Raw genomic sequence first — 18,548 nt, 5'->3', positions numbered from 1 at the left:
GAACTCCGGCGGCCGCCCCCGCTTCACGCCTGATCCACTCAACGCTGCCTGGCTCCGGGGCGATCCGCAGGCCGAGGCCTATACGGCGTCCCTGGCCGCCCTCGGCCGGGTCGGGCGGCCGGAGGACGTGGCCGACGTCGTGGCCTTCCTCGCGTCCGACGAGGCCCGCTGGGTGACCGGACGGGTCATCGACGCGACCGGAGGCGCCGGGCTCTGAGCCGGAGCCGCGCGCAAGCGTACGGCCCGGTCGCCGCCCTCGGGACCGGGCCGTACGCGTCCAGGGGGACCTCAGCCGAAGTAGTGGTGGAAGTTGTTCGAGAACTCCCAGTTGCCGAAGTGGTCCCAGTTCACCGACCAGGTCATCAGGCCGCGCAGGGCGGGCCAGCTGCCGTGGGTCGGGTAGGAGCCGCAGTTGGTCTTCTTCGTCAGGCAGTCGAGGGCCTGGTCGACGGCGGCGGGAGCGGTGTAGCCGTTGCCCGCGGTGGTCGTGGCGGGCAGGCCGATGGCCACCTGGGAGGGGGCCAGGGCCGGGAACGTGTTGGCGGTGTTGCCCGCCACCGGGAAGCCGGTGAGCAGCATGTCGGTCATCGCGATGTGGAAGTCGGCGCCGCCCATGGTGTGGTACTGGTTGTCCAGGCCCATGATCGGCCCGGAGTTGTAGTCCTGGACGTGCAGCAGCGTCAGGTCGCCGCGCATGGCGTGGATCACCGGCAGGTAGGCGCCCGCCCGCGGGTCCTGGCCGCCGAAGGGGCCGGAGCCGTAGAACTGGTAGCCGAGCTGCACGAAGAAGGTCTCAGGCGCCATCGTCAGGACGAAGCCGCTGCCGTAACGGGCCTTGAGGGTCTTCAGCCCCGAGATCAGGTTGACGATCACCGGAGTGGTCGGGTTCTTGAAGTCGGTGTCGCCGGTGTTCAGCGACAGCGAGTGGCCCTCGAAGTCGATGTCGATGCCGTTCAGGCCCCACGTGTCGATGATGCCGCTCACCGAGGAGACGAAGGCGTCCCGGGCGGCGGTGGTGGTCAGCTGCACCTCGCCGTTGGCGCCGCCGATCGACAGCAGCACCTTCTTGCCCTTGGCCTGCTTGGCCTTGATCGCGGCCTTGAAGTCCGCGTCCGACTCGACCGAGGGGCACTCCGCGACCGAGCAGCGGCTGAAGTGGATGCTGCCCGAGGTCGGCGAACTGGACTCGCCGAAGGCGAGGTCGATGACGTCCCAGCTGTCGGGAACGTCGGCAAGGCGCGTGTAGCCCGAGCCGTTGGCGAACGTCTCGTGCAGATAGCCGACCAGCGCGTGCGCCGGCAGCCCGCCGGCGGCCGGCGGCGACGTCGGGGGAGTGGTGGGAGGCGTGGTGGGAGGCGTCGTCGGCGGTGTGGTCGGCGGGGTCGTCGGGGGCGTGGTGGCGCCGCCGCCCGGACCCTGCAGCGAGACGTCGTCGGCCAGATACGCGGGCTGCCCGTACCAGCCGTGCACGAAGACGGCGGCGCTGGTCTGGCTCGCGCCGGTGGTGAAGGACACGCTCAACTTGGCGTAGCCGCTGCCGGTGCCGGGCGTCCAGGTGCTGGTGCCGCCGTCCACACCCAGATAGACGTAACTGCCCTTGACCTGGGCGGTCAGCGTGTACGCGGTGTTCGGCGCGACGCTCACGGTCTGCTTGCACTGGCCGGTGGCGGAGGCGGACGGTACGCCCTGGAGCGCGTACGTCCCGGTGTGCGCCTGGCCGGTGACGGCGGCGGCGCCGGCGTCGCAGGACCAGCCGCTCAGATTCCCGGCCTCGAAACCGCCGTTGGCCAGGAACTCCCCGGCGCTCGCGGTGGGGGCCAGGGCGACCAGGCCGCCGATGGCCAGGGCGCCGGCCAGGGCCGCGGACGCGGCGGCGGACGATCTTCTCCGGGCGGGCAGGGTGAACACGGTGAGCATGGCGGGATGCTCCTTCGCTTCGCGGTGCGGGGAGGGGTGCGCGCGGTCGTTCACCGCGCAGCAAACAGGTTTAGACCAATCGTGTCAATGGTCCGGACCAAAGTCCCCGCCGCGGCGGTCAGGGCCGCGGAGTCCGCTTGGACCAGGGCCACTTGGGCCCTGCGGGCGGTGCGCCGTCCGGGGCGTACACGAACACCCACGGGGTGCGGTTCTTGCCCCGCTCCCCGTGCTCGCGGTGGTACATGTACGTCCGCTCGCCCGCCGGCACGGTGTACGAGCGGGGCGGTTGCCCCGTCATCCCCACGATCACCTCGATGGCCCGCCCATCCAGCGGCCCCCCGATGAACTCACACTCCTCATGCCTCACCCCCCTACCCTCCCACGAGGGCCCCCCTCCCTCCCGGCTCCCCTCCGCGGGGGCGCGCCTCCAGGGCTTGCGCAAGGGCACCCCGGATGCGCGCACTCGCGCGCTGGGAGGAGCCGTAGGCTGAGGGGATGGGTAGCGGGCCGGCGTACAGCCGGATGAGTGTGGAGGCGCGCCGTACGCACCTGCTCACCGCCGCCGTCGACCTGTTCGGGCACCGCAGGCCCGAAGACGTGTCGATCGACGACGTGGCCGCCGCCGCCGGCGTCTCGCGGCCGCTGGTCTACCGCTACTTCCCCGGGGGCAAGCAGCAGCTCTACGAAGCGGCCGTGCAGGGCGCCGCCGAGGAGCTGATCGGGCGGTTCGCGGTGCCGTCGGAGGGCCCGCCCACCGGGCGGCTGGCCGCTGCGCTCGACCGCTACCTGGCGTACGTCGACGAGCACGCGCCCGCGTATGGCGCCCTGCTGGGCGGTGGCGGCGTCGCCGAGACCAGTCGCACGGGGGCCATCGTGGACGGCGTACGGCGCCGGGCCGCCGAACAGGTGCTGCACCACCTCGGGGTGACCGATCCCGGCCCGCGGCTGGCGATGATGGTGCGGTCCTGGATCGCCTCGGTCGAGGCGGTCTCGCTGATCTGGATCGACGAGGGCCGCCGCCCCCCGGTCGGGGAGCTGCGGGACTGGCTGGTCGACCACTTCATCGGGCTGCTGCTGGTGACCGCCACCACCGACCCCGAGGCGGCGGAGGCCGCGGCCCGCGCGTTGCCCCAGGAGACCCGCGACAGCCCGGCCGGCACCCTGCTGGCCCGCCTCGCCCCGCTGGCCCCGGCGGCAGCGCACCTGCTCACCGACCCGCCGTAGGCCGCCGGCGCCGCCCGCCGCGAAAGACCCGCCGTCAGGCGCCCCGCGCCCGCCGTGAAAGACCCGCCCCCAGACGACCCCACGCCCCGCCGTGAAAGGCCCCGCCGCCGGGAGCCCACGCCCCGCCTCGAAGAGACCCGCCGTCAGGCGACCAGGCCCGACGCCCGCCACAGGCGCTTGCTCGGGCCCACGATCAGCCCGATCTCCTCGAAGAAGTCCATCAGCCGCTTCGCGGACTGCCGCATCACGTCCCGCCGGTGCGGACTGGTCGCCGCCAGGTGCTGCGCGTACTTCGGGTCGAGGCCGACCGAGGCGTAGACCTGGGGGCTGATCAGGGAGCGGGCGATGACGCGGGCGGCCTGCGCGGAGGAGAGCCGGGTGAACTCGATCTCCCAGCGCGGCGCCGTGGCCATCTGCCGCCGCAGTTCCTCGCGGGCGTACCGGATGTGCCTGGCCTCCTCGACCACGTGGATACGGGTGATGCCGCGGACGAGCGTCTGGACCCGGTCGTCGGGGAAGGTCAGCCGCTGCATCCAGTCCAGGATCTCCTCGGCCAGCAGCGTGCCGGTGAAGGAGCCCGGGGTCGTGGACACCGTCTTGAGCACCCGGCCGAGCTGGACGTCCAGCCGGCTGGGCCGGTACGCGGGCGTGCCCATCTTGGTGACGGCGCGGGCGAACATCTTGGAGTGCCGGCACTCGTCGGCGATCTCGGTGAGCGCGTAGCGGACGTGCCCGCTGGTCGGGTCGAGGTCGTAGGTGTGCCGCAGCAGCAGCTGCATCAGGATCGTCTCGAACCACACCCCTGTCGAGCACAGCGACGCCGCCTCGTGCCGGCTCAGCGCGACGCGCTGCTCCTGCGACATGTGCCGCCACAGCGGGGTGTCGTAGAGCGAGACCAGCTCGGGCGGCCAGTACCAGCGGCCCTCCTCGAAGGGGGCGTCCCAGTCGAGCTCGGTGTCGGGGTCGAAGGAGTGTTTCGCGGACGCCGCGAGCAGGCGCTCCGCGGTCTTCTCGCGGTCGGTCAGTGTGGCGTCCATGCCGAACGGGCCTCCGGTGCACGAGGGTTACCTGCGGTACGCCTCTTATGAGACTCTGTGTCAACAAGGCCGTCAAGACCCCGTGCACGAACCGGCCAGTGCGCCGGCCGCCGCGCGGCCACACCGAGGGAGCCGCCCCCATGTCGACGGAAGGCCGCTACACCGAACCGCCCACCCAGTGGATCTGGCAGGTGCCGGCCGCCGGCGCCGCCCGCTTCTCCTGGGAGTACGACGACGGCAGGGACCGGCTGCTCGCCCTCTACCAGAAGGGCAAGGACAAGCAGTGGGACGCGGTCCGACGGATCGACTGGGACCTGGAAGTCGACCCCTGCGACCCGCTGGGCACCCCCGACGAGGCCATGTCGCTGTACGGCACCCGGTACTGGGACGCGATGTCGCCCGCCGACCGCGGGCTGCTGCGGCAGCACTACACCTCCTGGCAGTTCAGCCAGTTCCTGCACGGCGAGCAGGGCGCGATGGTGTGCGCGGCCCGGATCGTGGAGTCGGTGCCCGACCTGGACGCGAAGTTCTACTCCGCCACCCAGACCATGGACGAGGCCAGGCACGCCGAGATCTACGGGCGCTTCCTGCACGAGAAGATCGGCATGCTCTACCCGATCAACGACGACCTGCAGGCGCTGCTCGGCGACACCCTGCGCGACTCCCGGTGGGACATGCCCTACCTGGGTATGCAGGTGCTCATCGAGGGCCTGGCGCTGGCCGCCTTCGGCATGATCCGCGACACCACCGACAAGCCGCTGCCCCGGCAGATCCTCTCCTACGTGATGCAGGACGAGGCGCGCCATGTGGCCTTCGGCCGGATGGCGTTGCGCGACTACTACCGGCAGCTCAGCGACGCGGAACTGCGCGACCGCGAGGAGTTCGTGATCGAGGGCTGCTACCTGATGCGGGACCGGCTGCGCGGGGTGGAGGTGCTGGAGAACTTCGGCATCCCCGCCGCGGAGGCGGCCGAGCTGACCGAGAGGTCCGAATTCCTGCACCTGTTCAGGAAGCTGCTCTTCTCCCGGATCGTGCCGTGTGTCAAGGACATCGGCCTGTGGGGGCCGCGGTTGCAGCAGGCGTACGTCGACCTGGGGGTCTTCGACCTCGGCGACTCGAACCTGGACCTGCTGATGACCCAGGACGAGGAGATCGCCGAGCGCCTGGACGCCGAGCGCTTCGCCGCCGAGGAGCAGGCCCGGGTGGCCGAAGTGGCGGAAACCATCACCCAGGGGGCGGACCGGAATCCGTAGGATCGTACGCTTGTCCGATGACGGACACCGGACCGATATCGCGGCGCGCCGATCGCCGGGCCAGGGCGCGCCGGCGGCGCCGGAGAAACGCGGGCATCGGCCTGTCCGTCGTGGTCATCGCGGCCGTCGCCACCGGCTGGGCGGTCTACGGCCGCGGCGGCAGCCCGGCCGACGCCGCCGCGCACCAGGGCGCCACCACCGCCCCGGCGCACACCGCGGCGGCCGCACCGGCCACGACGCCCGCGCACCGGGAACCGAGAGGCACGGTGACCCTCGCCTTCGCCGGCGACGTCCACTTCACCGAGCGCACCGCGGACCGGCTCGGCGTCGATCCCGCGCTCGGCCCGATGTCGAAGGTCCTGTCCGCCGCGGACTTCGCGATGGTCAACCTGGAGAGCGCGATCACCACCCGGGGCACCGCGCAGCCGAAGAAGTACCACTTCCGCACCACCCCCGCGGCCCTCGGCGCCCTCCAGCGCTCCGGCGTCGACGCGGTGACGATGGCCAACAACCACGCCGTGGACTACGGCTCCCAGGGCCTCACCGACAGCCTCGCCGCCCAGGCGTCGTCGCCCATCCCGGTGGTCGGCATCGGCGCCGACGAGGCCGCCGCCTACCGGCCGTACGTCACCACCGTCAACGGCGTACGCCTCGCGGTGGTCGCCGCCAGCCAGGTCCAGGACTACACCAACCAGACCTACCGGGCCGGCCCGAGCCGCCCCGGCATCGCCTCCGCGCTGGACCGGCCGCGGCTGCTGAAGGCGGTCAAGGACGCGAAGCGGCAGGCGGACGTGGTGGTGGTCTACCTGCACTGGGGCACCGAGGGGCAGAGCTGCCCGGGGCCCGAGCAGAAGTCGATCGCCGCCGATCTGTCGGCGGCCGGCGCGACCGCCGTCGTCGGTACCCACGCGCACGTGATGCTCGGCTCCGGCATGCTCGGGCCGACCTATGTCGCCTACGGCTTCGGCAACTTCCTCTGGTACGGCTCCTCGCCCTACCCGCACTCCGACCAGACCGGCGTGACCACCCTCACCGTCAGCCACGGCCATGTCGCCACGGCGGTCTTCACCCCCGCCCTGGTCGACGGCGACGGCGTGCCGCAGCCGCAGACCGGCGCGGCGGGGCGGCAGATCACCGACCGGTACGCGCAACTGCGCGGCTGCACCGGCCTGGCGACCGCTCCGCACTGAGACGTCCTGATCGTGTAACGACCGCGGGGTGCCGGCGGGGCGGCGGAACCGTACCGTGGACGACCGCATCTATCCGTGCGCAGGCCGCGCCGGACACGGATCTGCGATACGGACGGGCTACGAAGTGGGCGGGCGGTTACACATCATGACGGGACGGCGGATATCACTGGGGCGGTTCGCACCCGCACGGCTCAGGAGCGCACCGCAGGCGGCGGTGATCGGCGTGGCCGTGGCCGTCGTGCTGATCGCCGCCCTGGTCTCCGCCCTGCTGGCGCCGGGCGGCGGCAGCCGCGACGCGACGGCCGCCTCACCCGCCGGCGACCAGAAGGGCGGCTCCCGGCAGCCCGCGGGGACGCACACCGCCAGTCCCTCGCACACCCCGGCCACCACCCCCGCGACCACGGTCCCCGCGGTGCCCGACTCCATCCAGCACCGGGCCGAGGCGCCGGGCAGGGCCGTCAACATCACCATCGACGACGGCCCCGACCCGATGTGGACCCCCAAGGTCCTCCAGGTGCTCAAGCGGCACCACGTGCACGCCACCTTCTGCATGATCGGCCCGCAGGCCAAGGGCAACCCCGAACTGGTCCGCCGGATCGTCGCCGAGGGCCACCGGCTGTGCGACCACACCGTCACCCACGACGAGTCGATGGACCACAAGCCCTTCGCCTACCAGCAGAAGGAGATCCTGGACGCCCTCGACATGATCGAGGACGCGTCCGGCGGCGCCCCCGTGCAGTACTACCGGGCTCCCGGCGGCGCCTTCACCCCGGCCAGCCGCGCGCTCGCCGCGCAGCACGGCATGCGGCCGCTCGGCTGGAACATCGACACCAAGGACTTCTCCCGGCCCGGTGTCGGCACCATCGTGGCCACCCTCAAGAGCGAGATCCACAACGGCCCGACCATCCTCTTCCACGACGGCGGCGGCAACCGCAGCCAGACCGTGACGGCCCTGGACCAGTCGCTGACCTGGCTGGCCCACCAGGGTTACGCGTTCAGCTTCCCCAAGGTCCGCTAGGCCGCGCGGGCCGTGTGGGATCTGTCGGACACTCCCTAGCCGGCCCCGCCCCGGGGGCCGTAGGGGTGCGGCGGCGCCGCCAGCACCGAGCGCATCACGTCGCGCGCGATGGGCGCCGCGCTGCCGCCGCCCGAGATGTCCGCCCTGGCCGCCTCGGCGTCCTCGACCACCACCGCCACCGCGACTGCCGCCCGGCTCGCGCCGGGCGGTTTGGCGTAGCTGATGAACCACGCGTAGGGCGTGCCCTTGTTGCCGACCCCGTGCTGGGCGGTCCCGGTCTTGCCGCCGACCACCGCACCCGGGATCGCCGCGTTCGTGCCGGTGCCGTCGCTGACCACCGCCTCCATCAGCTGCTGCAACTGCTCCGCGGTGTCCTCGCTGACCGCCCGGTGCATCCGGACCGGACCGGTGCGGGCCACCACGGCGCCCCCGTGGTTGGTGACCCGGTCCACCAGATACGGCGTCATCAGCTCGCCGCCGTTGCCGACCGCGGCGGCCACCATCGCCATCTGCAACGGGGTCGCGGTGGTGTCGAACTGCCCGATCGAGGACAGCGCCACCTGGTCCGGGCTCATCGCGGTGTCGAAGTTGCTCTTCGCCACCCCCGGCGGGATCCGCAGCCGGGTGTCGTTGAAGCCGAAGGCCTCCGCCTGCCGGGCCATCGCGCTCTGGCCGACGTCCGCGCCCAGCTTGGCGAAGACGGTGTTGCAGGAGACCCGGAAGGCGTCGTAGACGCTCGCGTCCGCGCAGCCGCGGCCCTCGTTGGTCAGCGACCAGGTGGTGCCGGGCAGCCGGTAGGGGTCGGGGGAGTCGGTCGGCGCCAGCAGGTCGGTGACCGCGCCGCTCTCCAGCGCCGCCGCCGCGGTGACCACCTTGAACGCCGAACCGGGCGGATACGTCTGCCGGATCGCCCGGTCCAGCATCGGCTGCGCCGGGTCGTCGTTGAGCCGCTGCCACTGCGCGGTGACGGCCGGGCCGGTCCCCGAGAGCAGCCCCGGGTCGTAGGACGGCGACGACACCAGCGCCAGGATCCGCCCGGTCGCCGGGTCCAGCGCGGCGACCGCGCCCCGCCGGCCGGCCAGACCCTCGTAGGCCGCCTTCTGGGCCGCCGGGTCGATCGTGGTGTGGACGTCGCCGGGGCGCTGCCGGTTGCGGGTGATCTCGTTCCACAGCGGCACCGACGCCAGCCGGGAGCTGGTGCCGGACAGCAGCCCGTCCTCGGTGCCCTCCAGCAGCGAGGTGCCGTAGGTCTGCGAGGCGAAGCCGGTCACCGGCGCGTACAGCGGCCCGTCGCGGTACGTACGGGCGTACGCCAGCTGGCTGCCGGTGTCCTGCGACCCGGTGACCGTCCTGCCGCCGGCCAGGATGCCGCCGCGCGGGTGCTGGTAACGGGCGATCGCGATCCGCCGGTTGGCCGGGTCGTGCGCGGACTTCCCCGCGTCGACGACCATCACCCGGACCGCGTTGACCGCCAGGGCCAGCAGCAGCACCAGGCCCAGGACGGCACAGCGGCGGATGCAGCGGATCACGGCGTGTCCTCCGGCGGCTCGGGCGGCGGGCGGCGGGCGCTGTCGCTGACCCGGATCAGCAGTGCCACGATGATCCAGTTGGTGACCACCGAGGAGCCGCCCTGGGCGAGGAAGGGCATCGCCATCCCGGTCAGCGGGATCAGGTCGGTCACCCCGCCGGTGATCACGAACACCTGGAGCGCCAGGATCGTTGCCAGCCCCACCGCGAGCAGCCGCCCGAAGGGGTCGCGCAGCGCGAGCCCGGCCTGCATCCCACGTGCCACCAGCAGCGCGTAGAGGGCCAGCAGCGCGCACAGCCCGGCCAGGCCCAGCTCCTCGCCGGGGGTGGCCAGGATGAAGTCCGACTTCGTGGCGAAGCCGATCAGTTCGGGGTGCCCCTGGCCCAGGCCCGTACCGAGGACGGCGCCGTTGCCGAAGGCGAACAGCGACTGGGCGAGCTGGCCGGGACCGAGGCCGGCGTCGATGCTGGCGAAGGGGTGCAGCCAGTCCTCGACCCTGCTGTGCACATGGGGTTCCAGCGAGCTCACCGCCACCGCGCCGGCCGCGCTGAGCAGCAGCCCCACCGCGACCCAGCCGGTCCGCCCGGTCGCCACGTAGAGCAGCACGACGAAGAGGCCGAAGAACAGCAGCGAGGTCCCCAGGTCCCGCTCCAGCACCAGCAGCCCCACGCTCAGCAGCCAGATCGCCAGCACCGGCCCCAGCACCCGCCCGGTCGGCAGTTGCAGCCTGCGCAGCCCGAAGACCTGCCGGCCGGTGTACGCCAGCGCCGCCCGGTTCGCCGACAGGTAGGCGGCGAAGAACACCGCGAGCAGCACTTTCGCGAACTCGCCCGGCTGGATGGAGAATCCGGCGAACCTGATCCAGATCTTGGCGCCGTTCACCGCCGGGAAGAAGATCGGCGCGGCCATCAGCGCCAGCGCCGCCGTCACCCCGACATAGGAGTAGCGGGCCAGCACCCGGTGGTCGTCGAGCGCCAGCACCACCAGTACGAACAGCGTGATGCCCAGCGTCGACCAGACCAGCTGGGTCGGCGCGGCCCGCGGCCCGAGCGACGGCTCCAGGTCGAGCCGGTAGATCAGCACCAGGCCGAAGCCGTTGAGCAGCACCGCGATCGGCAGCAGCAGCGGGTCGGCGTAGGGCGCCCTGGCCCGGACCGCCAGATGCGCGAGCACCGCGAGCAGCGCGAGCCCGGCGCCGTAACCGGCCGCGTCGCCCGGCACCGCGCCCCGGGTCGCCAGGCCCACCTCCGCGTAGCCGTACACCGACACCAGCACCGCCGCCACGGTCAGCGACAGCTCCACTCCGCGGCGGCGGGACCGGGGCGGCGCCGCCGGGCGGGCCGCGGCGGGCGGAGCCGGTGGCGGCGGAGCGTCGGCGGACGTTGCGCTCATGGGCTGCAACCTAGCAAGGCGGCGGCGACATATCCGTCATGTCACCCGCGAGGCGGCGGCGCCGGTCCGCCCGGAGGGCTGTCGGACGCCGCGCGTAGGGTTGATCGGGTGACACCATCGGGCGCCCGCGCCGCCGTCCCCCAGGACCTCGCCGACCTGCCGTACGCCGTGCTGCTGCGCCCGCACTCCGGGCCGCTGGCCCCCGAGGGCGACTACGACACCGTCCATCTGGACCGGCTGCCGGTCGCCGAGGGCACCCGGGCTCCCGGCGCCCGGTTCCTGGAGTCGGCGATCACCGACTGCGTGCTGGCCGGCACCGACCTGCGCGGCGCCCGCTTCAACGACGCCTGGGCGTCGGGCACCCGCTTCACCGGCTGCACCCTGGCCGGCAGCCAGTGGCTGGACACCGCACTCATCGGCTGCTCGCTGGCGGGCGTGGAGGCCTACGACGCCGTGCTGCGCCGGGTCACCTTCGTCCGCTGCAAGCTCGACTCGGTGAACCTGCGCTCGGCCGCGCTGCACGACGTGGTCTTCGAGGACTGCGTGCTGCGCGACGTCGACTTCGGCGAGGCCCGGCTGGACGGTGTGACCTTCCCCGGCAGCCGGATCGAGCAGGCCAGGTTCGGCCGCGCCACCCTGAAGAACGCCGACCTGCGCGGCGCCCTGGCCATCGACCTCGCCGACGGCTACGAGTCGCTGCGCGGCGCCGTGATCAGCCCGGCCCAGCTGCTCGACCTCGCACCGGCCCTCGCCCAGACCCTCGGCCTCACCGTGGCCGAGCCCGGCCTCGCGTCCCACCCCGACAGGAGCACGAAACGATGAGCACCCTCCACGACATACCGCTGCGGACCCTCGACGGCGCGGCCACCACCCTCGGCGAGCACCGCGGCAAGGCCGTCCTGGTGGTCAACGTCGCGTCCAAGTGCGGACTGACCCCGCAGTACGAGGGCCTTGAGCGGCTGCAGCAGAAGTACGCGGAGCGCGGCTTCACCGTCCTCGGCATGCCCTGCAACCAGTTCGGCGGCCAGGAGCCGGGCACCGCCGAGGAGATCCAGACCTTCTGCTCGACCACCTACGGCGTCAGCTTCCCGCTGCTGGCGAAGGCCGACGTCAACGGCACGAACCGGCACCCGCTCTACGCCGAGCTGACCCGGCTGCCCGACGCGGCGGGCGAAGCGGGCGATATCACCTGGAACTTCGAGAAGTTCCTGGTCGACGGGTCGGGACAGGCCGTCGCCAGGTTCCGTCCCGCCGTCGCTCCGGAGGCCTCCGAGGTCACTGGGGCGATCGAGGCGCTGCTGCCCCGCTGACCCACTCGCCGGGGTGGCAGTCCCGGCCTGACCTGGGACGGAGATGCCTAGATGCGCGTATGCGCCATGGCAGAATCCGGCCGGTCGGGGGACATTGTCCGGAAGCAGCCGCGCTGGTTGTCTTTAACCACCGCCCCGGCGACGAGAAGGGACAGTGGAAGTGCAGGACTACGAATTCCGGACCGGCCACCTGTGTGTCGAGACGGATCCTGCGCTCTGCCTGCCCTGCCAGGAGCGGTTGGATCGGCAACTCGCCTTGCTTCCCCGGGTATACGGCGAGTTGGAGGTTGCACTCGTAGCAGCGCAGGACCCCGGCGACAGACTGTCCGGCACTGACCGGCCCGGCATCCCCCTGAACGGGCCGGCAGTCGAGGCGCGCGCAGCTGTACGAGACACCTTGGCCTCCTGGGCCGATCTCATAGTCGAGGGCCGCACCGTCCGCCTCCCCCTGCGGACGGTGCCGGCCCTCGCCGCATTCCTACGCCGCCACCTCGGCTGGCTGGCCGTACACCCGGCCGCCGACGACGCGGCCACCGACATCGACACCGTCCTGCAACGCGCACTGGCGGTGGCCAGGCCACAGCACGCCCTGATGGCGATGGCGGCCTCGGTCGGATCCTGACCCGAGCCCCGACCGGCTGCCCGCCCCCGAAGATCCCCCCACAAAATGCAGGAAGCACCGTGCGGTCCGCGAATCATCACGGACCGCACGGTGCTTTTGGCTGCGGCGCTGCTGCGGTGCTGCTGCGGTTCAGGCCGCGATGCCGGCGGGGAACGCGTCGGCGGACGCGACGGTGGGGAACCAGCCGACGGGGGTGGCAGTCGGGAACCATCCGTCAGGGGTGACAGCGGTGGGGAACCAGCCGACGGGGGTGGCAGTCGGGAACCATCCGTCAGGGGTGACAGCGGTGGGGAACCAGCCGTCAGGCGCGGCAGTGGGGAACCAGCCAGCGGGGGTGGCAGTCGGGAACCAACCGTCAGGGGTGACAGCGGTGGGGAACCAGCCGTCAGGCGTGGCGGTGTCGGTGCCGGAGGGGGTGGCAGGCGCCGGGGCAGTGGAGGAAGCATTGTCGGCGGCAACGGCTGTGCCCGCGGCCGACGCCAGAACGAGCACCAGTGCTGTAACAGCGGAGACATGGGTCGAACGCCGGATCCGCGACATCATAATCCTTAGGTGGGCAGAAAGTGGGTGCTCACTATGGTCGTGTGGCGACACGTAACTTTCCCAATGTTGGCAAATATACGCGGGCATGGGCCAGCGGCCGTTGATGCGTATATCTGCCATGGCGTGAATGCGCCGGTGTGATCGTCGTCAGATCAGGCCGTGCGCCGCCGCAAGGACTCCCGCCTGGAATCGGCTGTCGGCCTCAAGATACCGCATGATCTCAGAAACCAGGCGACTCACGGTCCTCAGAGACACCCCGAGTTTTCTGGCGATCCGCTCGTCCGTCAGGCCGTTGGCCAGCAGACGCATGGTCGTGCGGTGCTGCTCGGTCAGCTCGCTGTCCGGGTCGAGGCCGTTCCCCCCGTTCACGGAGTAAGGGACAGAACGCAGCCAGCAATCCTCGTACATTGCCACGTAAGAACGGACGAGAGCCGGTCCTCTGATGACTACGGCGGGGCCCGACGGATCATCCGGATTGGCCAGTACCAGCGCACTGTGTGTATCGGCCATAAGGAGATCGAAAGGCACCTGGGGTGCCAATCTGACGTCCACGCCGACGGCCGTCAGATCCGAGAGATATTTACGCTGCCGCGGGGCGGAATTAATGCTCTGGCCATAAATGGCGCGCACTTTTATGCCCCGGGCTATGAGCGCGTTGTCCGCCGTCAGCGAGCCGGCCAGCACCTCGCTGGACGGCAGCGGCCCCGGGTGCATCCAGCTCGCCGACTCGGTGATCGTCGCGTCGAAGTCCCGCAGGAACTGCCGCCGCCGGTGGTCCTTGGTGACCAGCTCGACCTCGATCTCGGCGTTCTCCCGCATCACGGCGGGCCGATAGCGCTCCATCAGCGACTCGGCGGCCGTGACGATCGACGTCAACTCGTCGCGCTGCTGGCGCAACGAGGCCCGTTGCCGGGCCAGCAGCTCGATCAGGGCGGTGTCCGGTTCGACCGGATCCACCACGTCCGCGGTCTCGCCGGGACGGACCAGCCCCAGCTCCTCCAGCTCCCGCCAGCCCGCCTCGGCCTCCGCCTCGGTCAGCCCGATCGCCGCCGCGGCCTTCGCCGGGGCGGAGGAGCCATTGGTGCGCAGTGCCTGATAAAGGGCGAGCCCGATGTCGGCCGCATTCGGCCCACCACCCCTCACCGAATTGGCCACGGATTCCCTCTTTCGTCGCCGGGTGCGCCGAAACGTGCAGGTGCCTGCAAGGTGGCAACGCACCCTATACCGACTCTAGCAATGGATGGCCCTCATGCCATGGGTGAGATCACGGTTCGGACACCCCGGCGTCGCGGTCACGCCACGTTTCCTGGTAGGAACGAGTGCCGACCGCAGAAAGGATGAGCACGATGCGTCACGCGGGGCAGCAGAGGCCGCAGGGACCGCCGGGAGTTGGGGACACCGTCACCACAGGACAGGGCCGTGTCCCGGACGGTGACTTCGGTCCCGGGGACGAGCCGGAGTCCACCCCCGCGCCGGTACGGGTCGTGGTCATCGGGGCAGGCAAGGTCGCCCATGCCGCGCATCTGCGGGAGATCCGCGACCTGCCGCAGTTGATCAGGCCGGTCGCCGTGATCGACCCCGACCCCGGCCACCGGGCCGCCCTGATGGCCGGCTTCCCCCGGGTCGCGGTGTGCACCACCGCGGAGGAGTCGGTGTGGGCCGGGGCGACCGCCGCCCTCGTACTGTCGCCGTGGTGGACCCACAAGGACGCGGTGCTCGGCTGCCTGGACGCCGGGCTGCCGGTGCTGTGCGAGAAGCCGGTGAGCCTGGACCCGGCCGAGATCGACGAGCTGATCGCGGCCGAGGTGCGCACCGGCGTCCCCGTCACCGCCGGGTACATGAAGCGGCACGACCCGATCGTGCAGCTGTTCATCGACCACTGCCGCGAGCACGCGGCCGACGCCCGCCGGATCACCGTCGACATCCACGACCCCAACGCCCCGCACCTGGTCGACCACCTGGTGCCGTACCCGCCGCCGCCCTTCGGCCCGCAACCGCCCCCCGCGGAGGCCGCGCTGGTGCGCGCGCTCGGCGCCGACGCCACGGCGACGCAGCGCGAGGTCTACGCGCGGGGCCTCGGCGGCTCGCTGATCCACCAGGTCAACATCGTGCACGCGGCCCTCGACGGCACCGGCCGCCGGCTCCACGGCAACCTGGAGCACAGCATGCAGTGGGCCGGCGGCAGCGCGGTCAGCTGCCGCTGGCGCCCCGACGACGACCTGGTGGTGGAGGCCAGCCATCTGCGGCTGCCGGCGCACCGGCGCTACCGCGAGACGCTGGAGTTCACCGGCACCGACTCGGTCGCCACGCTCACCCTTCCCTCGCCCTACGCCCGCGACGAGGGCGCGACCCTGCAGATCGACACCTGGGACGCCGACGGGACCTCCACCCGGCGCACCCACCGGGCGGCCGCGGCCAGGATCGGCTTCCGCGAACAACTGCGGGCCTGGACCCGCAGCGTGTCCTGGATCCCCAACCCCGGCCCCCGCCCGGCCCCCCGCCCCGGCATCTGGCCGCTGCCGGGCCTGCGCGAGGTGCGCGAGGACGCGCTGGCGGTACGGGAGGCGGCGCTGCGGCTCGGCTGACCCCGCCCGGCGCTGCGGCTCGGCTGATCCGGGCCCGCGCTACTCCGGCTCGGCCGCCAGCGCGGTCGGGTCGGGCACGTGCGGCAGGACGTCGGCGAGGTAGCCGGCGACGGCCGCCTCCAGGCCGACGTCGTGCCCGACGGCCTCCGACAGGTACCAGCGGTGCTCAAGCAGCTCGTGGTAGACCTGCGCCGGCTCCATGTGGCGGCGCAGCTCGGCCGGGACCATCCGGACCGCCGGCCGGAAGACCTGGCGCACCCAGCGGTGCGCAAGCACCTCGGGGCGGGCTCCGAGGGAGTCGCCTGGGGCGTAGTCGTCCTGGGTGGTCATCCAGGAGTCCAGGTCGTTGAGCAGGCTGCGGGCCTGGTTCTCCTCGGTGTCCAGGCCGGTCAGCCGCAGCAGCTGGCGCTGGTGGTGCCCGGCGTCCACCACCTTCGGCACGAAGGTCACGCTGTCGCCGCCGGGCGATCGCTGGATCTGCATCTCGGCGACGTCGAAACCGAGGTCGTTGAGGCGGCGGATACGGCGGTCGATGTAGTGCCGCTTGTCCGCCGGGTAGACCGACTCGCGGGTCAGCTCGTGCCACAGGTCGCTGTAGCGGGAGCAGATCGCCTCGGCGAAGGTCACCGGGTCCACCGACGGGTGCAGCGAGCCGCCCGCCTCCAGGTCCATCAGCTCGCCGGCGATGTTCACCCGGGCGAGCTCGATGTCGTAGTCCCGCTGCCCGGCGGTCAGTTCGGGCTGGATCTGCCCGGTCTCGGCGTCCACCAGATAGGCGGCGTAGGCCCCGGCGTCGCGGCGGAAGAGGGTGTTGGACAGCGAGCAGTCCCCCCAGGCGAAGCCCACCAGGTGCAGCCGCACCAGCAGCACCGCGAGCGCGTCGAGCAGCCGGCTGACGGTGCCGGGGCGCATCGTGGTCTCGAACATCGAGCGATACGGCAGCGAGCCGTTCAGATGCCGGGTGATCAGCGCCGGCTCCAGCGCCGAGCCGTCCGCGGCGACCCGCCCTGTGACCACCGCGATCGGGTCGACCGCGGGTATCGCGAGCCGGTCCAGGTCCCGCAGCAGCCCGTACTCGCGCACCGCCGCCCACTCGCTGACCTCCTTGACCGCGACCACCTGGTCGCCGGCCCGGGCGAAGCGCACCACGTGCCGCGAGATGCCGCGCGGCAGCGCGACCAGGGACTTGTCCGACCACTGTTCGAGCGGCAGGTGCCATTCGAGGTCGAGCAGGTCGGAGGGGTGGTCGGCGTCGAAGGCCCTGATCTGCAGCGGCATGGCGCGGCTCGTCTCTGTCGTCTGCGGTTCGGCAGCTCCGATGCTGCCATGCGCCTGCCGCGGGCTCCGGGGCCGGGTTGCGCCCGGGGCCCGCGCGGGCGGCCGCGGCCCGGGCGATTGTCTTACGCGGGCAGCGCCGACCGGGCGGCTGCCTTACGGGCGCCGCGGCCAGGGGCCGTCGTGTTACGCGGGCACCGCGGCCAGGGCGGTCGCGGGACGGGACGTGACCAGGAGGTCCACCAGCCGGCGTACGGCCGTCACGTCGCCGCCGACCGCCAGCTCGCCGCTCTGCGCGGCCTCGGCGATCGGGCGGCGGCCCTGGAGCACCTCCGTCAACGTCGCCAGGTCACCCGCCAGGGTGGCGTCCGGCCGCTCGGGCACCCCGCGCTCCACGGTGAGCCGGCCACCGCCGACCCGTACGGCGAAGCGGTCGTCGCCGATCCGCACCGCGAGGACCGCGGCGAGCTCCCCCCTGCCCTCGGCCGCGGCGTCCCCGGCGAAAGAGCCGAAGCGTGAGCACAGCCAGAGCAGCAGCGAATCCGCACTGCGGTAGGGGTCGGCGGTCGCCACCGGCGTCCGTCCGCCCCAGCGGCCGAGGCCGATCAGCAGCGGCTCCAGCTCCCGGCCCCACTCGGTGAGTTCGTAGATCCGCGCCCCGGTCGGCGGCCCCAGCGTCCGGCGCCGCAGCACCCCCGCGCCCTCCAGCTCGCGCAGCCGCTGCGCCAGCACGTTCGGGCTCACCCCGGGCAGCCCCGCGTGCAGCCCGGTGAACCGCTTCGGCCCGAGTACCAGCTCCCGCACCACCAGCAGCCCCCACCGCTCCCCGACCAGGTCGAGGGCGCGCGCGATGCCGCACCCGTCGCCGTAACTGCGCTTCGACGCCATGGAGATCAACTCCCGCGGTCGAGAAGAGCCTGCGAATCGAGAGGAGCTTCTTCCTCAAGACTAACCGCTGGCTTTTCAGGAGTCGCGGGCCGAGGCCTGCCGCCCTGGTGTGCGGGCCGGTCTAGGCTCGCCGCCACCCCCGGCGCCGGCCGGTAATGCGGTCGACAACGGGCGGCCCGATCGAAGACGATGCGTCCTCATGACCAGAACCGATGTGCCGGCCACCGGCGACGAGCGCGCCTCCCTCGTCACCTTCCTCGACTACGTCCGTGACACCGCCCGCATGAAGTGCGACGGCGTCTCCGCAGAGGACGCCCGCGGAGCCCCGCTCCCAGGGTCCCCGCTGATGACCCTGTGCGGCCTGATCAGCCACCTGCGCTGGGTGGAGGCCTGGTGGTTCGACGTCATCTTCCTCGGCGGCGAGGACCAGGGCCCCTGGACCGACGAGGACCCCGACCGCGAGATGACCATGGCCGTCGACATCCCGCTGGCCGAGCTGCTCGCCGACTACGAGACCCAGAACGCCCGGCACCGCGAGCTGGTGGCCGCGCACTCCCTCGACGAGCTCGCCAAGCGCCCCATCCGCGACGGCCGCCGGATGAATCTGCGCTGGATCCTGCTCCACCTGATCGAGGAGACCGCCCGCCACAACGGCCACCTCGACATCCTGCGCGAGCTGGCCGACGGTACGACCGGCTCCTGACCGCCGGGGCGGCGCCCGGCGGGCCCACTCCTTCCCGCCCTCGTCTTCTCCTGCCCCGACGGC

17 protein-coding genes and 1 pseudogene are annotated in these 18,548 nt (G+C 72.3%); 10 read left to right on the top strand and 8 right to left on the bottom strand.

Annotated features, from left to right (window positions below):
* Positions 1–40: 40 nt before the first annotated feature.
* Positions 41–217 (top strand): annotated as a pseudogene (locus OG702_RS11535) (SDR family oxidoreductase); the annotation flags it as partial.
* Between the two features lie 71 nt (positions 218–288).
* Here OG702_RS11535 and OG702_RS11530 read toward each other — a convergent pair.
* Together OG702_RS11530 and OG702_RS11525 are read right to left on the bottom strand one after the other, a co-directional pair.
* The gene (locus OG702_RS11530; RefSeq protein WP_327288776.1) at positions 289–1,917 is read right to left on the bottom strand and encodes a chitinase; all 1,629 of its coding nucleotides are present in this window, start codon (positions 1,915–1,917) and stop codon (positions 289–291) included.
* A 118-nt stretch (positions 1,918–2,035) separates the two neighbouring features.
* Complete coding sequence (locus OG702_RS11525) at positions 2,036–2,215, bottom strand: hypothetical protein (RefSeq protein ID WP_327288775.1); 180 nt, start codon at positions 2,213–2,215, stop codon at positions 2,036–2,038.
* Between the two features lie 197 nt (positions 2,216–2,412).
* Here OG702_RS11525 and OG702_RS11520 point away from each other — a divergent pair, with 197 nt between their 5' ends.
* Entirely contained in the window at positions 2,413–3,141 is a 729-nt protein-coding gene (locus OG702_RS11520; protein WP_327288774.1) for a TetR/AcrR family transcriptional regulator, read from the top strand.
* 143 nt (positions 3,142–3,284) lie between these two features.
* Here the strand turns inward: OG702_RS11520 and OG702_RS11515 are convergent, their stop codons facing one another.
* Positions 3,285–4,178 carry an AurF N-oxygenase family protein gene (locus tag OG702_RS11515; RefSeq protein WP_327288773.1) on the bottom strand — a complete coding sequence of 298 codons (894 nt, stop codon included), beginning with the start codon at positions 4,176–4,178 and terminating at the stop codon, positions 3,285–3,287.
* Positions 4,179–4,318: 140 nt separating this feature from the next.
* Here OG702_RS11515 and OG702_RS11510 point away from each other — a divergent pair, with 140 nt between their 5' ends.
* The 3 genes from OG702_RS11510 to OG702_RS11500 all read left to right on the top strand — a co-directional run bounded on the left by OG702_RS11510 (position 4,319) and on the right by OG702_RS11500 (position 7,639).
* A complete protein-coding gene (locus OG702_RS11510) occupies positions 4,319–5,431 on the top strand; it encodes a ferritin-like domain-containing protein (protein WP_327288772.1) in 1,113 nt (370 codons plus the stop codon).
* 17 nt (positions 5,432–5,448) lie between these two features.
* Positions 5,449–6,621, top strand: coding sequence for a CapA family protein (locus tag OG702_RS11505; protein ID WP_327288771.1), 1,173 nt, complete (start codon positions 5,449–5,451; stop codon positions 6,619–6,621).
* A 217-nt stretch (positions 6,622–6,838) separates the two neighbouring features.
* Entirely contained in the window at positions 6,839–7,639 is an 801-nt protein-coding gene (locus OG702_RS11500) for a polysaccharide deacetylase family protein (protein ID WP_442814705.1), read from the top strand.
* A gap of 35 nt (positions 7,640–7,674) precedes the next feature.
* Here the strand turns inward: OG702_RS11500 and OG702_RS11495 are convergent, their stop codons facing one another.
* Positions 7,675–9,168: a peptidoglycan D,D-transpeptidase FtsI family protein gene (locus OG702_RS11495; RefSeq protein ID WP_327288769.1), complete on the bottom strand. Its 1,494-nt coding sequence runs from the start codon at positions 9,166–9,168 to the stop codon at positions 7,675–7,677.
* On the bottom strand, positions 9,165–10,559 hold the full coding sequence (locus OG702_RS11490; protein ID WP_327288768.1) for an FtsW/RodA/SpoVE family cell cycle protein: 1,395 nt from the start codon (positions 10,557–10,559) through the stop codon (positions 9,165–9,167). Before OG702_RS11490 ends, OG702_RS11495 begins: the two co-directional genes overlap by 4 nt.
* Positions 10,560–10,667: 108 nt before the next feature.
* Between OG702_RS11490 and OG702_RS11485 the strand changes: the two genes are divergently transcribed.
* The 3 genes from OG702_RS11485 to OG702_RS11475 all read left to right on the top strand — a co-directional run bounded on the left by OG702_RS11485 (position 10,668) and on the right by OG702_RS11475 (position 12,491).
* Positions 10,668–11,381: a pentapeptide repeat-containing protein gene (locus tag OG702_RS11485; protein WP_327288767.1), complete on the top strand. Its 714-nt coding sequence runs from the start codon at positions 10,668–10,670 to the stop codon at positions 11,379–11,381.
* Complete coding sequence (locus tag OG702_RS11480) at positions 11,378–11,869, top strand: glutathione peroxidase (protein WP_327288766.1); 492 nt, start codon at positions 11,378–11,380, stop codon at positions 11,867–11,869. The genes OG702_RS11485 and OG702_RS11480 overlap by 4 nt, the downstream gene beginning before the upstream one ends.
* Before the next feature lie 397 nt (positions 11,870–12,266).
* Entirely contained in the window at positions 12,267–12,491 is a 225-nt protein-coding gene (locus OG702_RS11475) for a hypothetical protein (RefSeq protein ID WP_327288765.1), read from the top strand.
* 690 nt (positions 12,492–13,181) lie between these two features.
* Here OG702_RS11475 and OG702_RS11470 read toward each other — a convergent pair.
* On the bottom strand, positions 13,182–14,189 hold the full coding sequence (locus OG702_RS11470) for a helix-turn-helix transcriptional regulator (protein ID WP_327288764.1): 1,008 nt from the start codon (positions 14,187–14,189) through the stop codon (positions 13,182–13,184).
* Positions 14,190–14,371: 182 nt separating this feature from the next.
* Here OG702_RS11470 and OG702_RS11465 point away from each other — a divergent pair, with 182 nt between their 5' ends.
* A complete protein-coding gene (locus OG702_RS11465) occupies positions 14,372–15,619 on the top strand; it encodes a Gfo/Idh/MocA family protein (protein ID WP_327288763.1) in 1,248 nt (415 codons plus the stop codon).
* Positions 15,620–15,658: 39 nt separating this feature from the next.
* Here the strand turns inward: OG702_RS11465 and OG702_RS11460 are convergent, their stop codons facing one another.
* Positions 15,659–16,897: a DUF4032 domain-containing protein gene (locus tag OG702_RS11460; protein WP_327288762.1), complete on the bottom strand. Its 1,239-nt coding sequence runs from the start codon at positions 16,895–16,897 to the stop codon at positions 15,659–15,661.
* A gap of 183 nt (positions 16,898–17,080) precedes the next feature.
* Complete coding sequence (locus OG702_RS11455; protein ID WP_327288761.1) at positions 17,081–17,782, bottom strand: winged helix-turn-helix transcriptional regulator; 702 nt, start codon at positions 17,780–17,782, stop codon at positions 17,081–17,083.
* Between the two features lie 199 nt (positions 17,783–17,981).
* Here OG702_RS11455 and OG702_RS11450 point away from each other — a divergent pair, with 199 nt between their 5' ends.
* Complete coding sequence (locus tag OG702_RS11450; protein WP_327288760.1) at positions 17,982–18,485, top strand: DinB family protein; 504 nt, start codon at positions 17,982–17,984, stop codon at positions 18,483–18,485.
* The last annotated feature ends 63 nt before the right edge of the window (positions 18,486–18,548 follow it).

Origin of the sequence: Streptomyces sp. NBC_01198 (genome assembly GCF_036010485.1) — a bacterium.
In the GTDB taxonomy this organism is placed as follows: Bacteria; Actinomycetota; Actinomycetes; order Streptomycetales; family Streptomycetaceae; genus Actinacidiphila.
This window is presented reverse-complemented; position numbering and strand designations above follow the sequence as displayed.

Coding starts and splice junctions, on each gene's coding strand:
- OG702_RS11530 (WP_327288776.1), bottom strand. CDS start 1,917: ATGCTCACCGTGTTCACCCTGCCCGCCCGGAGAAGATCGTCCGCCGCC.
- OG702_RS11450 (WP_327288760.1), top strand. CDS start 17,982: ATGACCAGAACCGATGTGCCGGCCACCGGCGACGAGCGCGCCTCCCTC.
- OG702_RS11520 (WP_327288774.1), top strand. CDS start 2,413: ATGGGTAGCGGGCCGGCGTACAGCCGGATGAGTGTGGAGGCGCGCCGT.
- OG702_RS11505 (WP_327288771.1), top strand. CDS start 5,449: ATGACGGACACCGGACCGATATCGCGGCGCGCCGATCGCCGGGCCAGG.
- OG702_RS11460 (WP_327288762.1), bottom strand. CDS start 16,897: ATGCCGCTGCAGATCAGGGCCTTCGACGCCGACCACCCCTCCGACCTG.
- OG702_RS11525 (WP_327288775.1), bottom strand. CDS start 2,215: ATGACGGGGCAACCGCCCCGCTCGTACACCGTGCCGGCGGGCGAGCGG.
- OG702_RS11465 (WP_327288763.1), top strand. CDS start 14,372: ATGAGCACGATGCGTCACGCGGGGCAGCAGAGGCCGCAGGGACCGCCG.
- OG702_RS11510 (WP_327288772.1), top strand. CDS start 4,319: ATGTCGACGGAAGGCCGCTACACCGAACCGCCCACCCAGTGGATCTGG.
- OG702_RS11480 (WP_327288766.1), top strand. CDS start 11,378: ATGAGCACCCTCCACGACATACCGCTGCGGACCCTCGACGGCGCGGCC.
- OG702_RS11515 (WP_327288773.1), bottom strand. CDS start 4,178: ATGGACGCCACACTGACCGACCGCGAGAAGACCGCGGAGCGCCTGCTC.
- OG702_RS11455 (WP_327288761.1), bottom strand. CDS start 17,782: ATGGCGTCGAAGCGCAGTTACGGCGACGGGTGCGGCATCGCGCGCGCC.
- OG702_RS11490 (WP_327288768.1), bottom strand. CDS start 10,559: ATGAGCGCAACGTCCGCCGACGCTCCGCCGCCACCGGCTCCGCCCGCC.